9 protein-coding genes are annotated in these 15,901 nt (G+C 54.7%); 4 read left to right on the top strand and 5 right to left on the bottom strand.

What is annotated here, in order from left to right:
• Positions 1-2 precede the first annotated feature (2 nt).
• From MKX63_RS14520 to MKX63_RS14505, 4 genes are all read right to left on the bottom strand, one after another.
• Complete coding sequence (locus MKX63_RS14520; protein ID WP_341017898.1) at positions 3-5,882, bottom strand: S-layer homology domain-containing protein; 5,880 nt, start codon at positions 5,880-5,882, stop codon at positions 3-5.
• A 117-nt stretch (positions 5,883-5,999) separates the two neighbouring features.
• Complete coding sequence (locus MKX63_RS14515; protein ID WP_341017897.1) at positions 6,000-6,839, bottom strand: carbohydrate ABC transporter permease; 840 nt, start codon at positions 6,837-6,839, stop codon at positions 6,000-6,002.
• 15 nt (positions 6,840-6,854) lie between these two features.
• Positions 6,855-7,793, bottom strand: coding sequence for a carbohydrate ABC transporter permease (locus tag MKX63_RS14510; RefSeq protein ID WP_341017896.1), 939 nt, complete (start codon positions 7,791-7,793; stop codon positions 6,855-6,857).
• Between the two features lie 148 nt (positions 7,794-7,941).
• The gene (locus tag MKX63_RS14505) at positions 7,942-9,285 is read right to left on the bottom strand and encodes an ABC transporter substrate-binding protein (RefSeq protein WP_341017895.1); all 1,344 of its coding nucleotides are present in this window, start codon (positions 9,283-9,285) and stop codon (positions 7,942-7,944) included.
• 237 nt (positions 9,286-9,522) lie between these two features.
• Between MKX63_RS14505 and MKX63_RS14500 the strand changes: the two genes are divergently transcribed.
• The 3 genes from MKX63_RS14500 to MKX63_RS14490 are packed head-to-tail and all read left to right on the top strand — an operon-like array spanning position 9,523 to position 13,593.
• Positions 9,523-11,346, top strand: a complete 1,824-nt coding sequence (locus MKX63_RS14500; RefSeq protein WP_341017894.1) for a sensor histidine kinase — start codon at positions 9,523-9,525, stop codon at positions 11,344-11,346.
• A gap of 39 nt (positions 11,347-11,385) precedes the next feature.
• Entirely contained in the window at positions 11,386-13,008 is a 1,623-nt protein-coding gene (locus MKX63_RS14495; RefSeq protein WP_341017893.1) for a response regulator transcription factor, read from the top strand.
• A gap of 57 nt (positions 13,009-13,065) precedes the next feature.
• Positions 13,066-13,593: a phosphotransferase-like protein gene (locus tag MKX63_RS14490; RefSeq protein ID WP_341017892.1), complete on the top strand. Its 528-nt coding sequence runs from the start codon at positions 13,066-13,068 to the stop codon at positions 13,591-13,593.
• Between the two features lie 68 nt (positions 13,594-13,661).
• Here the strand turns inward: MKX63_RS14490 and MKX63_RS14485 are convergent, their stop codons facing one another.
• Complete coding sequence (locus tag MKX63_RS14485) at positions 13,662-14,432, bottom strand: hypothetical protein (RefSeq protein WP_341017890.1); 771 nt, start codon at positions 14,430-14,432, stop codon at positions 13,662-13,664.
• A 404-nt stretch (positions 14,433-14,836) separates the two neighbouring features.
• On the opposite strand from MKX63_RS14485, the gene MKX63_RS14480 reads away from it, so the two are divergent.
• Positions 14,837-15,832 carry a LacI family DNA-binding transcriptional regulator gene (locus MKX63_RS14480; protein WP_341017889.1) on the top strand — a complete coding sequence of 332 codons (996 nt, stop codon included), beginning with the start codon at positions 14,837-14,839 and terminating at the stop codon, positions 15,830-15,832.
• Positions 15,833-15,901 lie beyond the last annotated feature (69 nt).

The following is a 15,901-nucleotide window of genomic DNA, read 5'->3' as shown; positions in this document are numbered from 1 at the left end:
AGTTACATATGTCCCAGCAGGTTAGCGAGGACCTGCGCACTCTCGGCACGGGTCATGGCCGCCTGAGGTGCGAATTGCTGATTGCCGCGTCCACGGATCAGGCCTGCCTGTTCGGCAGTAACGGCTGCATTCTTCGCCCATTCCTGAATCCGGGTAGCATCACTGAACAGGCTTGCCGCCATGCTATCCGCTTGCCCTCCTGACAGGTTAGCACTGATCTGGCTTCCCGGCAGGGTCGCATACGCCCGGACGATCATAACCGCCATCTCCTCGCGGGTAATACGTTCATCTGGAGCAAAAGCATCCTTGCTGCGTCCAAGCACAATGCCTGCTTCATTCACAGCGGCAACCGCGTCAGCGTACCAGGCCTTGGCATCCACATCCGTGAAGGCCGATGCGGCTGGGCTTGCCGCCTTAAGGCCAAGCGCACGTGTAATCATGGCGGCGAATTGCGCTCTGGTCACTTCCCCTTGCGGATCGAAGCGGCCACCAGGCACACCTTCGATTATATGCTTCGCAGCCATGGATTTAATGACTGAGCTTGCCCAGTGGCTGCTGCTGACATCGGTGAAGCTCTTATCGTACTCCAGCACAGCGTACTGGCTGAAATGCTTCACTTCAGAAACAAGCTTACGATTACTATCCACCAGCTTACCGCCCACATATTCCACTGCTCCGCTGGCAGCGATATGGTAGACGCCAAGCAGATCGCGGTTCGCCTTAGGGTCTACATTGAAGGTCACAGCCAGCGGCTTGGCAAAATCCGTTACCGGTATTAAGCTTCCGTCCGCAGCAACAACCTCCAGGCTGAAGCTGATGACCTCGCTTGCCGCTGTTAACCGGACAGACCCGTTGATGGCCAGATTATTCATCCGCTGCTGTAAGCTGTCAGCGTCTGACTTCACCGCCGACAGTCTGATGGCAGCTCCCTCCGGTTGAACTCCACCTGCTGCAACGGTATTCAGGATGCTCTTCAGAGCGTCCGGGCTCAGATCCACAGCAACCGTATTCCAGACAAGACGCAACGTATTCGCGCCTGTCATGCTTGTGACTCCTGCCGGCAGCAGAACGGATTCAGCAGCGTCCGTGAGTTGAATGGTTATAGCTCCGCCCGCCGGTGCCTGGAAATCAGCCGCTGCAAGAACTTTCTCCTTCCGTGGGGATGGTGCTACAGTTGGTTTAGGTGTTGGTGTTATAGTCGGTGCCGGTATCCAAACCGGTTCATTCGTTGGAGCCGGTGTTGCTGTCGGCACCGGAGTTGGCGCCTGTGTTGGATTCACTTCCGGCGGCAGCTTCTCTTCTATTACAGTGACCTTTCTTATCACTTCAGCAGCCGCATTACCCGCTGTATCAGTCACATTATAGTGATAGACGTAGCTGCCTGAGGCCGAAGTGTCCAGCACTGGCACTGTCTCACCACCATGCGTAATCGTTGCAACAATACGCTCTGTAATATCGCCATCTCGATCATCTGCCGCCGTAGCTCCGGCATCCGTATAGCTTGCCCCCTTTTCCAACTGAACAGATGCTTCACCCAGCAGGGTAATCACCGGCTTCGTAACATCCGGGTCCAGCGTAACTACGACCCGTCTGGTCACCTCAGCCGCCGCGTTGCCTGCCTTATCAGTGACATTATAGTGGAAGGTATAGATATCTTCCTTGGCCGTATCCAGCTCCGTCAAGCCATATACTTCACTGGTCACAGTTGTCGTAATACGGGCAGTGATGTCCCCGTCCTGATCGTCATAAGCGGTAGCACCCGCATCGGTGTATTCCGCACCGATTGGCAGATTGACTGTTGCTTCGCCAATGAGCGTAATAACCGGCAGTACCGTATCCGGCTCCGGCAGCGTGATCTTACCGCTGGCCGAGCTGTCTGCTCTTGCTTCGCCCTTACTCAGCGTTACTGAGAAGGTGAAGCTACCTTCAGTATCCTCTGCGGCTGCCTGGAAGGCAGACAAGGTAATATCCCCCAGGGTAACTCCCGTATCACTGAAGCCCGGCAACCCGCCAATGGTCTGCGCCAACCAGACCCGGACAGCTTCTTCACTATTCGCTTGCGCCATCTTGACGCTGTAAGCTGCCCCTTCAATCATACTCTTCGCCTCAAGTACAGCCTGTTCATTGGCCGCGCTGACCATGTCCTTCGCCACTGCCAGATAGCTGATCAGCGAAGCCTGGCTGAACGTATTGTTCACCGTATATTTCACCGTACCGCTGACCGGCAGCGTGAAATCATGTTGAACCAGCACTCCGCCCAGGCCAGCAACCAGTCCGGTCTTCACCGTCTCACTCACGATCTTCCCCTCTGCGTCAGGGTAACTGAGAGTAATGTCCATCGTCCGGCTCCCATTATTCCACCAATCCAGATGATAGGAAGTAACCGTATATTTGCCTGCACTCAGAGGCAGGTTGTAGACCAGCGGCGTATTCCTCGTATTCGAGCCGTATACTCCGGTCTGGGCTTTATTGGTGATGACTACATCACCGCCCAGCCCTTTGACACTATAGTTAGCGCCCGTATTTGTATGGCCCCATACCGTATCTCCTGTGGACAATTGATCTGCCTTCTGATTCAGCAGGCTGACGCCTGATAGATCCCGGATGGCTGTATATGGCGGGGTGCCTCCATCCCCGGCAACACCCATATCCAGGAAGTACACCAGCCCCTCAGGAACCACTTCCACATAAGCAATGGTCTTCAAGCTTCCATAGGTGCCGGTGACCGCTACCCGTTCGAATGGCTTGCCGAAGCTAACCGCATCCAGATTCCACTTCACAGCCACCTGTATTTTAGAGCCGTCTGCGAGCGTGGCTTCTACCTTGGCTGGCAGCTCCGGCAGCTTCCCTGCATAAGTAGCCCTATCGGGAATGGATGCAAGCTCTCTCACATCTCCGAGCAGCAACAGATTCAGTGCGGAAGACAGACGTTCTGCAAGCTGTGCTGCCCCTTCCTGGTCCAGCCGGTAGAGAACGGGATCATCCAGCGCTGCCTGGGCAGTATCCAGGGCATTCGTGAACAGCTTCCAGTCCTTCTCCGGGTAGCTCTCTTCCCTGCTGACCGTAAGTGCAGCACTCACCGCCTGCTGAAGCCCCGCTGTATCCGGGTTGCCTGCGCCTTCCCCGCCAATGACCGCTACGGAATCCACAGTGAGGGTCCCGCTCAGCACTTTGAGCTGAACCGTATGCTCACCGTATTTCAGTCCACGGAGCGTGAAGGTCTGGTACAGCTCCTTCGCAACACCCGCAGCACCTGATACTACCAGCGTCTCGCCGTCTACCACAGCTTCCAGCTTGGCGGAGCCGTCGTTCGGCCCCAGAATATCAAGTCCCGTACCGGTAAAAGTATACTTCAGCACCGCACCGGCCCCTTGGCTGGTAGAGAGGGAACGCTGATAGACATACATGCCTTTCCCATTCTCATGGGCCCAATTGCCTTCATAGACCAGCTTCATTCCCGGGACTTCAGCCAGATCCGTCATCTCCAGGTTATCCAGCTGCTCGGCATAGTAAGGGGTATATCCGTCTACCCTCTCCACCTTCAGATTATCGAAGCGGGTATGATAGAAGCCGCTGGCAAGCTGCACGCGCCCGGAGAGCTTCGGATTCGGATCGGTATAGGAAGCAAGCTCAACCTGATCCAGATAAGCAGTGACCGTATCCCCAGCCACCTGAATGGCAATGTTATGCCACGCGTCATGTGCCGTATTGAAATCAGGAATCTTCACCCCCCCGGAGCCGGAAGCTGCGTTTCCGCTGGCCACCACAGTCCCGCTGGACAGCAGCTGCCAGCCGCCATCGAACCAGAACTTGAGCGCATAAGGGGTGCCGTTAATCGTCTGCGGCCCGCCTTGGTATCTGGCCCCAATCGCTGCGTAATTGGTTCCGCCATACGTGCTATTTTGTTCAAAAGACACATCGGCGCTGGCCTTATAATTAGTCCAGCGGTAATCTCCGATGGCCGTGACCGGGTCGCCGCCGTTCCAGGCACCGCCTACTCCGGTGGTCGTCTGGTCCAGCTGCTGCCGCAGCACATAGTTATTTGTGCCATCCACCAGGTAGCCCTCGAATGCCCCATTGAGGTCCTGCGTATAACGCGGCATAACGCTGTACGGACCGCCGCGCGAGCTGACATAGCTCTCTTCGCCGGTAATCTGTCCGCCCTCTCCGATCACCGGAACACTCCGGCCGCCATAATTGAAGTCATCGGCATATAGCCACTGGTCTTCCGTATTCTGCACGGACCCGGTAGCATCGGTATCCAGCACGGTGCGTTCGCCCTCCACCGGAAGCGGTGTGCTGAACCCTTCCTTATTGCGGTTATCCAGCGTGGTGACAGTGACAATAGAGAACGGCTTCACACGAATGGTGTACTCACCGCTGCCATCTGCCTGAACATCCCCAAGATCTTTCATATAGTTGTTATTAAAAGCCTGACCTGTCTCTGCGCCGCGGGTCTCCCACATCTCCAGAGACGGGTTGCCGGTATAAGCCATGTTGACGGCCTGAAGCTTGTAGATCTTCTCCGTCTCGCTGTCATTGATGATCACCGTCGAGAAATCCTGCTTGTCAGGTGAAGCCAGGGTCATATAGCTTGGAGTCCCGTTACGCCCGCTGACCGGGTTGGTGCCGGTTGCTCCGGTGTAGCTCGCCTGAGGAACGGCCCTCCAGATTCCTGCCGTATTGTCTTCGTTCTCCCAGCCGGTTGTCGCAAACCCGTTAAAATGCTTCAGAACCAGCAGTCCAGCATCATAATGAATGAAGCCTGACCACGGGTCGCGGGCGCTGAGCAGCTCCTTGAACGAGTACTGCCCGCCTTCATAGAAGGAGCCGATCGCCGGCTGATAGATGAAATGCGTCCGGCGCGAATTCACAAAGCCCTTAATAATGGTATTACCCATCTCCAGCGGTCCGCCGGTACCGCCGATCCCCGTCCCGGGCACTAACGGGTCCTTCATATTATTGTGGGGACGGAAGGCCGAATTACTGAAGGTGGCCTGGGCTTCACTATTCCAGATTTCCTTGTCAAGTTCATCCGCCAGCCGCTTGAAATTGCCCTTACTGTCATCATCGGTGTTGTAGTGATAACCGGCAGCGGCTACCGCTTCTCGCAGGGACAGATCATTCACCAGCGCATCGCCGAAGGAGCCGATGCCGACTTCATCGGAAATGACCAGCTTAATGCTGTGGTACAGCTCCTTCTCCTGCTCGTCCTTGAAGTCTGACGTATCCGCTTTGACCCTCTCGCCATACTCCTTCGTCCAGGCCAGATCCGGCGCGTGCTCATTGATATGAGGATTCACATAATCCACCATATAGCCGTATTCTCGGTAAGCGGCCAGAATGGTTTTCTTGTACCACGTATAAATTTTGTCGTTATTGCCCGCCCAAGCCGGAGCATTCCAGCGCAGGAAGCTCACCTTAACCGCCGGATTGACAGCCTTGGCATCGGCCGCAAGCTGGAAGCCGGGATGCCTGGCTACATTGGCCTCCTCATCCTCCGTGCGCATAGTCGAAGGGTCGGGACCGGTAGAGTTATTGCGGTCATTGCCCATCTCGATTTTGACATGGTCCATCAAGGGGCGGTCGCCCCCGAACAGAATCTGCAGCAGCTGTGCATAGGCCTCCGGCTGCTCGGACTTATAGTCCATCAGCAGGGCGCTGGTGCTGTTGCCGCTGAGTACGCCGAACCCCTTGAAGGTCAGCCCGTTAACATTCCCGTCCTTGATGTCCTTACCGTCAAGCTGAATCCGGACCGCAGAAGCATCATTCTCACTGGCAGATGCTACAGACGTACCTAGTGCAGGGAACATTCCGGCTACAAGTGCAGCCGATAACAGCACGGAGAATAGCCTTTTCTTAACACGGTTCTTTCTGTTCATTCATTAATCCTCCTCTTTCTTAATGAAGTAAGCGCATTCAAAATACAGGTATAAAAATACCTGGCAGACTGCGAAAAGCTGCAACTGCCAGGCTGTTACTCAACTACCCTCAATCCACTACCCCTTAATCCCCGAAGCAGCAACTCCCTGTACAAAGTACTTCTGAAGCGCCAGGAACACAATCACTACCGGAATGATTGACACCACACTCGCCGCCATAATCAGGCCATATTCTGCAGAATACTGTGAGATGAACATCCGCAGACCGATCTGGATGGTCTTAAGCTTCGTATCGGTCAGATAGATCATTGGCCCCAGGAAGTCATTCCAGGTGGCCACGAAGGTGAAGATGGTCAGCGTGGACAGCGCAGGCTTGGATAGCGGAAGCATAATTCTCGCCCAAATTCCATATTCGCTCAGTCCGTCAATCCGGGCTGCTTCACATAATTCATCCGGCACCCCCTGATAGAACTGGCGCATCATGAACACCCCGAAGGCCGAGAAGGCTTGCAGCAAAATGATCGCCAGGTGAGTATTGTTCAAGCCCATATAGCGCATCAGAATGAACTGCGGCACCATGTAGGCCTGCCAAGGGATCGCGATCGTGGCGATGTACCCCAGGAAGATCACATTTTTGCCTCTGAAATGCAGCTTGGAGAACGCATACGCGGCGAAGCTGGAAGTCAGGAGCTGCAGAATCGTAACGATAATTGACAGCTTCGCTGTATTGTAGATGAAGCGCCCGAGCGGAATCCGCGTCCAGATATCCTGGAAGTTCTCCCAGCGCGGATTCGCCGGAATCCACTTCATCGGGAAGGAGAAGACATCCTTATTCAGCTTGAGCGAAGACGACAGCATCCAGATGTACGGCACCAGCATTGCCAGCACGGTCAGAATTAACAGGGCATATACAAGCACCATTAAGCTGATTTTAAGTCCTTTACTTTTACCAACCATATCTTATAGATCCCCCTATTGTCCGTATTTCTTCTCGCCGCGGAACTGGACGATGGTGATGCCGAGTACCAGCAGGAATAGTACAATTGCCATGGCACTGGCATACCCGTAATCCAGCGAGCGGAACGCCGTGTTGTAGATCTGATAGACCATGACCCGTGTAGCATTGTTGAGCTGGTTATCGGCGCCGGCGAACAGGTTGATGAAGATATCGTAGACCTTGAACGAGTTGATGACCAGAATCATCAGGACAAAGAAGGTGGTTGGTGCCAGCTGCGGCACAGTCACATTGCGGAATCTTCTCCACGGGCCTGCGCCGTCCAGCTCAGCAGCCTCATACAGCTCCGGGTTAATCCCCTGGAGACCAGCAAGATAGATGACCATATAATATCCCATGTTTTTCCACACGGTGAAAAGCACTACTGTAAACATCGCCCACTGCTTATCCGCCGCCCAGCGGGGCAGCTCCTCCAGCGGAATGCCGGTAATCAGATGCAGGATGTTGTTCACCGGACCCATGGTCGGGCTGAAGATGAAGTTCCATACCGCAGCAACCGCGACCAGCGATGCCACATATGGAAAAAAGAAGACCGTTCTCATGAAATTACGGCCCATGATCTTCTGATTGAGCAGAATCGCCAGCGCCAGCGCCACGATCATGGTCAGCGGCACGACACCGATGGTGTAGACAATCGTGTTCCACAAGGCTTTGTGGAAGGTGGTATCCGAGATCAGCCGGGAGAAGTTGTCCAGCTGGGTGAACTTCATCGGATTGGCCCCGTCCCATTTCACAAACGCCAGAATAAAGGCAAAGATCATCGGTACCAGGGTAAACAGGGCAAATCCGATAAAGTTCGGCGCAATAAAGCTATACGCGACCAGGTTATCCCGGAGTCCGCGCGACAACTTGCTTTTTGGGCTCTTATTTGTACGCAATATGGTTTCGTTCTGCATTCGTTCTCCTCCAAACCTTATCTAACATCCCCGCAAAGTGGGAATTACTTCAATGCCTGTTCATGTGAGTGCTGTGATGTCCCTTATTTATATGGAAGGCGGGCCTCCGCCCGCCCTTCCTTCAGGACACTAACGTTACACATTCACCTTAATTGTTCAAAAGCTGGCCTACCCGGTCATTCATATCCTTCAAGCCTTCGTCGATTGTAGCGTTCTTGGTCATGATGTTGTCATGCGCTTCATTCAGAATAACCTCAATGTCCGCACTCTTCTCATGAATCGGCATTTCCAGATAAGTCTGAACTGTATTCAGCGCAGCCTTGCTGTTCTCGTCTGACGGGAAGCCATCGATGGAGGTAATGGAATTGATAACCTCATCGTTTTTGATCGCAGGAATCGTACCGGTAGAAGCAATCACCTTAGCGCCTTCCGCTCCGGTTACAAAGTTCATGAAATCAAGGGCCGCTTCTTTGTGCTTGGACTTTTGGTTCACGGCCAGGGAAGTAATCGTTCCCAGCGTCGTTCCGGCTTCTACGCCTTCAGGATGAGGATACTTCACGATGCCCCATTCTGCGGACTGGGATTCGCCGCTCTTCACCTTCTCAATCTGAGTGGCAATGAACCAGCTGCCCATGTTCATCATGGCTACAGAGTTATTGTAGAATACGCCGGAGTAATGCGTGCTGGAGGTCTTCAGGGTAGCGTAATCCATAACGATGCCATCTTCCTGCTCCTTCAGAATGCGCTCATAGGTAGGCTTCAGGAAGTCATAGTTGCCGCCGACCACGGTGTTCTTGCCATCCAGAATGCCGAACAGTTGAACCGCGCTGCGCCAGGTGTGGTAGTGGGCACCGTATACTTTTTCCGAGCCGCTGCCGGAAGTCATCTTGCGGGCCAGTTCATCGTATTGGTCGAAGGTCATATCGTTGGTCGGATAATCCACGCCTGCTTTGTCGAACAAGGCCTTGTTGTAGTAGATCAGCCAGAAGTCACTGCGGAACGGAAGCGCATACACCTCGCCGTTCACTTCAATCTGCTCCACCGTACCGCCGTATACCGAAGGATTGATCGATTTGTCACCCATGTACGTCTTCAGCGGCTCCAGGTGATTCTGCTTCACAAGGTTCGAGTAGCCCGGAATGTCTTTGATCGTCAGAACGTCCAGATCTGCCCCGCCCGAGAGTTGAGTGCTGAGCATGGTCATATAGTCGGTGGAGCCAAGGTCCACATACTCAATAGTTACGTTCGGATGTGCAGCCTTGTAAGCATCGATCAGCGGTTTGTAGTAGGCAGTTGCTTCCCAGTCCCACAGCGCCCACTTCAGTGTTACAGGCTCCTGACTTGGCTCGGAGGAAGCGGTTGCAGCGTTGCCCGAAGCAGGTGCATTCGTTGCAGCAGCGTCTTTCGTATTGTTATTGCCGGAGCATCCGGCCAGCAGGCTCACGGAGAGCGCGGCGCTTAGGGTCATGCCGTAGAATCTTTTTAAGTTCATGTAAGTATCCCCTTTATCCTCTTATGGTCTATCAGTGGCCGGCACATTTGCTTACCCGGCCTTAGTTCAAATTGTAAGCCTTTTCAGACCCGATGGGGATGCAAAATCAAACACAGTTCATTCACTATTCTGTGCTCTTCTCCGCACGGCCTGCCCCAAACCTGTAATTTCTTATCCGAAACCTGTAAAATTCTCAGCTTCTCCCCCTGACCCTATATTGAAACGCAGGAATATGCTATGGTAGTTGAAAACGCTTTATATAGGTTCATTATTCATGAAGGAGTGTTCACCACGGTACGTAAATCTACTATTAAAAGCCGCATTATTCTGCTCATGACCGCCTTTGCGCTGCTGATTGCCTCGCTGCTGTCCTGGTTCAGCTATGAACTGATTACGTATTATCAGCGCAAAACGACCATCCAGGCGACGGAGTTCAACCTCCAGCTCGTCTCCCATATTATTGAACAGGATCTGATTGACCTGACCACCCTGGCAATGACCAGCAGCACCAACTCGTCCACGAACACCCTGCTTACCGAATATTTCGAGTCGGCGGAGGCCAGCCCCAAGCAGGCGCTCAATGTGTTCAACGCGATGCAGGACGATGTGCGGATCAACCGCTCCTATAGCTATGTACGCCGCCTAATTGCTACAGATAACAGCGGAAAGTTCCTGCAGGTGGAGAATTTCGGCACCTCCGTTCCGCTAACGATCCATAATATCGGTCAAGTCACCGGTCTGACGAATGAGGCCGAAGAGCAATGGGACCGGGTCATTAAGGACCCGCTCTCCAATTCCTACGGAATTCCCTTCGTGTTCCCGATCTATGGCCGGGGAGCCACCCGGGTGGGCACCGTCTACCTACTCGCGAATACCTCCGTCATTACGGACAAGCTGAAGGGCTATGCCCTGCCGGAGCACTCCCGGCTGCTCCTTACGCTCGGCGAGCATCATTATCAGCTTACCGGCGATCAGGTCAAAGCCATTGAAGGTCCGTATGAGCCGGTAGCCTATACCAGTGACAAGCCTGTCGGTCCGGGTACCGAGCTGTCTATGGTGAAAATGCAGGATGATCGTGAAAGGCATATCGTGGTATCGTATCCGGTACGCAGCGGTGTCATGCTCTCGCAGACCTTGTCCAGCGACCAGTTCGCGCCCCGGAGCAATATATGGATTCTCGTCCTGCTGGGCGTCTGTCTGCTCGTGCTTGTCTTAAGCGCAATCATTACGCTGTATTTGACCCGCACGATCAGCCTTCCGGTGGAGAAGCTGAAGAAGCGCATGGACAAGATTGCCCAGGGCAACTTCCTGCTGGACTCGGGTATTGAATGGAACAGCGAGCTGGGCGATGTCGGCCGGGGCATTAACCGCTTGTCCCAGGACATCGTAGCCCTTATGGACAGCCGGCTGGCGGACGAGAAGCAGAAGCAGGAGCTGGAATACCGGATGCTACAGAACCAGATTAATCCGCACTTCCTGTATAATACCCTGAATTCAATCAAATGGATGGCTACGATCCAGAACGCCACCGGCATTGCGGAGATGACGACCTCCCTGTCCCGGCTGCTCCGCAGCATTGCCAAGGACAACCGGCGGCTGATGCCGCTGAAGGATGAGCTGAGCCTGCTGGAGGACTATTTCCTGATTCAGAAATACCGCTATGGCAGCACGGTTACCATGGTCACAGAGATTCAAGAGGAAGCGCTGCTCGCCGGGCTTATTCCCCGCTTCACCCTTCAGCCGCTGGTGGAGAATGCGATCTTCCATGGCATCGAGCCTAAGGGCAGAGGCGATATTGTGGTCCGGGTCACGAAGAGCGGCTTCGCGGATCTGCTCATTACGATCGAGGACAACGGGGTCGGGATGAAGGAGGAGCAAATCTCCACCATCCTAACCGTTCCCGGGGACGAGGCCAAGGGAATGCTGGAGAATATCGGGCTGCGCAGTGTGAACGAGCGGCTGCAGCTTGCTTTTGGCGGGGAGTACGGCTTGTCGATTGAGAGCGAGGTCGGCCGTTTCACCAAGATGAAGCTGCTGCTGCCCTTCCGGCTGAGAGAATAGTCCCCGGCGCCCTGCAAACTGAGCAAGGATGTGATGAGCTTGATCAAATTATTAATCGCAGACGATGAAGCCCTAGTCTGCATCGGACTCCAGTCCATGCTGAAATGGGAGCAATATAACATTGAGATTGTCGGCATCGCCCACAACGGTGCGCAGGAGGAAGAGATGATCGACACCCTCCGCCCGGACATCGTAATCAGCGATATCAAAATGCCGATCAAAAGCGGCCTTGAGGTCGCCGGCTCGGTCCGCCGCAAGTTCGGGCGGCTTCCGCTGTTCATCATGCTGACCAGCTACGAGGAATTCCAGTATGCGCGCGGAGCGATTGAGGTCCAGGCCACCGATTACCTGGTGAAGCTGGAGCTGACCCCGGAGGCACTGGCCGAATCGATCCGCCGGGCCATTAGTATTCTGGAGGAGTACCAGACCATGGAGAGCTATCCGAAGCTGGTCCACCGCGGCAATCTCCAGGCCGAGCGGGATAAATTCTTCATCCGGCTGTTAAGCGGTCTGTTCGAGAACAAGAACCAGTACCTGCTGCAAAAGGAGGATCTGGAGGTGGACCTCTCCGCGCCGGCCTATCTGGTCTGTACCTGCCGCATTCTCGGGCCGGACACTGTCCCGCCGCGCGGGGATAAGCTGGTCGCCTTATGCTCCAGCACGGTGCAGATGGCCAGGGATACGCTTGCCGTGAGAAGTGCCTGCTATGTCACCAGTCTGGATCTGCGCAATTTTGCGCTGACCCTGCCTGTGCCGGGCCCGGACCCGCAGCTCTGGATGCCTGACATCCAGAAGCTGCTGGCGGATATGGCTTCGGTGTTGCATAATTATTTCAATGTGACCATTATCGGGGCGATTGGCTTCGCGGCGGAAGATCCGTTTTTGCTGCAGGGAAGCTATCTCGCCGCCCGGAAGGCACTGCCCGCCGCAGTGAAGGAGCGCTCCTTCGTCTTCTTCACGGAAGGCGAAGCCCCGCTGCAGGAGCACCTGCTGTTTGATTTCTCGGAATCACGGCAGGAAATCCGCAGAGCTTTTGAAGAAATGGATACCCGCGCCCTGCACAGCATTATCTCCCGGATGATCGAGAGCTTCGACGGACGGCCTGACCTGCTCGTTCCCGCCACTGATGCCGCCTGCAACATTCTGTATATGGCGACCTCCCTGCTCGCGGACGGAGACAACATGGTGGAGCAGATCTTCGAGCAGGAGCCGGAGGGCTACCGGGCGATCTACCAGATGCATACGATTGAGGAGATTATCAGCTGGCTCGTCCAGTTCCGGGACGGCTGCGTCCGGATGCTCTCCACCCGCAGACAGAGCTATAAGGAGCAGGTGGTGAAGAATGTCCAGGAGTATATCAAAAGAAATCTCGGCACCAAGCTCTCGCTCCATCAGGTAGCGGATGTGTTCAACTTCAGCCCCAACTACCTGAGCCACCTGTTCTCCAAGGTCGCCGGGGTGAACTATGTTGAGTATATCACAGAGACCAAAATCACCGCCGCCAAGGAAATGATGATCCGCGGCGAAGGCCGGATCTACGAAATCTCCCAGAAGCTCGGCTATGAGAGCGCCTTCTATTTCAGCAAGGTGTTCAAGAAGGTCACCGGGCTCTCTCCCCGGGATTATATGCAGCAGATTGAGGGGGATGCGGGAGGGGAGTAAACAAAGGGAAGAAACGAAAGAAAAAATTAAACGAAGCATGAAAGGAAGGAAAGACCAATGAACAAAGGACAAATCGTATTTCTAAACGGAGTGACCAGCTCCGGCAAAACCTCAATCGTCGAAGCCATACAAGCGAGGTCGCCGGAATTCTTTTATGTGGTAGCCAATGATCTGTTCGAAGAAACCATCGGGGAACGTTACTTGCGTGAAGACTACTGGAAGTATCTTAGTGAAGCTATTATCATGATGTATCATACCGCCAAACTATTCTCGGATCATGGCAAGCATGTGCTGATAGACGGCATTATCGTGGAACGTCCCGGACTTGCGCCTCATTATGAGAAGGTAAAGGAGATTTTCAGCGGATACCCGCTATCCATTATTGAAGTATTCTGTCCTCTGGACATCTGCCGCCAGCGCAACCTGGCCCGGGAGCACAGAGGCGAAGACCAGTCTGAGGAGCAGCACAAGCTGATGGCCCATGGTATCGAGTATAGCTTTAAGGTGAACACGCATGAGAACACTTCTGAAGAATGTGCGGATCTGATTGTGGGGCATGTGTTTGGTGAGCACACCGCAGAATGATGGGGATGAGATAGCGTTATTTGCTCGAAAAAAAACGGACGAGGCTGCCTGGATAGGCAGCCTCTCTTCTATTTGCACACAAACTGGATTACGGGCTTCTGCTTCACTACTCTTGTGTCAAACTCGTACCGGGTTGGGTCCGCCTCTGGCAGGTCCTTGATCTTCTGTGTGCCGAACCCCCCAGTTAATGCCCCCTCCTGCTCTTCAGCAAATACGCCTGTGACCCATGCATAACCGTCTGGCCGGACCACCCACGCCGTAGTCATGTCCTCATAGGGATGAAAATCAGCCACAAACACCTGCGCATTCTTCCAGTCAGCCGCATCCGCTCCACGGGTCAAGTCTGCACATAGCGCTCTGACCTGCTTATCCATGACTGCAACCACTTCCCGCTTGTGCGGTGAATCCCCATACTCGATCTGGTGAGGCGGGTTCACCTTTACCGTGAAGCTCCCGACGGTCTCGTAGGAATCTCCCGGCCAGGCATCCGGGGACTCTTCGCTAACCTGCCCATCTGCGTACACATAACCGTCCTCATTCTTGAAAATCACCAGCCAATCCCCGATGTCGGTATGGCCGTATAGCTTGTCTTGGCCCTCAGCATCCTTATATACACGTACCTCCACCTGGAGGGTATGGCCGATGAAGGCATCGAATTTGTCCATCCCCTTGCCCTCTATCTTCTCCGGGTAGTACCAGAGCCGCTCGTTTATGTAATTTTCCATGGCTGTCTGGAGCGTACCGATGGAATATCCGTCCGCTAATTTAGCACTATTGCTGGCGCTGGCGGCTCCGGAGGAGCAGGAGCCTAGCAACAGAGCCAGCCCTGCTATAGCCATTATCCAAATCCCTCGCAGATTCATTTCACCACTCCACTCTATTTCATTTGCTCTTCTGTGCACTATTGATATTTTAGCATGTGACGGACTCAGAGGACGCTATTGCGTGAAAAAACAGACTTTTGGTGGTTTCGCGGACTCAGTGGCCGTTATGTTGCCGTGTAGCGCTGGAAACGAGGGGAATATTGCTCATTATCGGAATCTGCGTCCGCCTGCCCCGGTTGGATCGCAGAATGAATACAAATAACGGCCTATCAGTCCGCGCAGTCTCAGGGCAGCACGATGCTGATGCGGCGGCAAGCAAAATGTAAGCGCTCAAAAAATCCTCTTGAAAGAACCTTCGGCGGATGATAGGATTAAGGCAAATATTTAGTAAATTTATTAACTAAAAAGGCGTGATCAGCTTGGCAACGATTAAAGACATTGCCCGTGAGGCCGGCGTATCAGCCGCAACCGTATCCAGAGTGCTGAATAACGACCTGTCCCTGGCTGTCAGCGAGGAGACACGCAGCCGTGTATTCGCCGTGGCCGGGCAGCTTGGCTACAAGCCCTCACGGGTACGGCAGCTGAAGCGGGAGAATGAGCTGGGCAGCAAGACCGTCACGCTTCTGCTCTGGTGTACAGCCGAAGAGGAACGGGACGACCCTTATTACGGCTCCATCCGGCGCGGCGTGGAGCTGCGCTGTGAGGAGCTGGGCATCCGGCTGGGCCAGACGCTGCGCGGGCACAGCACGCCCGCCCCGCTCCGGCCCGCCGGTGACGGGCTTATTGTAGTCGGCGGAAGCTTCCAGCCAGGAGAGCTTGCGAAGCTGCACCCGGACCCAGGCACCACGGTGCTGGTCGATCATTACTCGGAGCGCACGGAATATGACTCCGTACGGACACATTTCCGGCAGGCTGTCGACCAGGCGCTGGGCCATCTGCTGGAGCTGGGCCACCGCGAGATCGCCTTCATCGGAGGCGGCAGCGGGGAGGAGCGCCGCAGGCATCATTACACCCGGATCATGCAGAGCCAGGGCTGTTATGATCCGGTGCTGATCCGCACGGGAAGCTGGACCAGTGCTGACGGCTACCGGATGATGAGCGAGCTGCTGACAGGTGTAAAGCGGCCTACGGCCTGCTTCGCTGCCAGTGATCCGCTGGCGGTCGGCGCCCTGCGTGCCCTGCATGATCACGGGATACAGGTGCCTGCCGGGATGGCTGTCGTCGGCTTCGATGATATCGAGATGGCAGCCTATGTTCAGCCTCCGCTGACAACGGTCCGCGCCTATCCCGAGCAGATGGGCAAAGCGGCGGTTCAGCTGCTCGCCGAGCGGTTCGAAGGACGCGAAGCTCCTTCGCACACGATGATCGGCACGAAGCTGATTGTCCGTGAGACCAGCGGCGGGATAGCGGATTAGCCGCAGCCCGGCTGCCCAGCAATCGTAGATTGCTTTTTCCAAGATATCCAAACCTTATCCCAATACACA

Source organism: Paenibacillus sp. FSL R7-0179, assembly GCF_038002265.1.
Classification (GTDB): domain Bacteria; phylum Bacillota; class Bacilli; order Paenibacillales; family Paenibacillaceae; genus Paenibacillus_AQ.
Note: the sequence above shows the minus strand (reverse complement) of the source record. Positions and strands in the feature narration are given on the sequence as shown.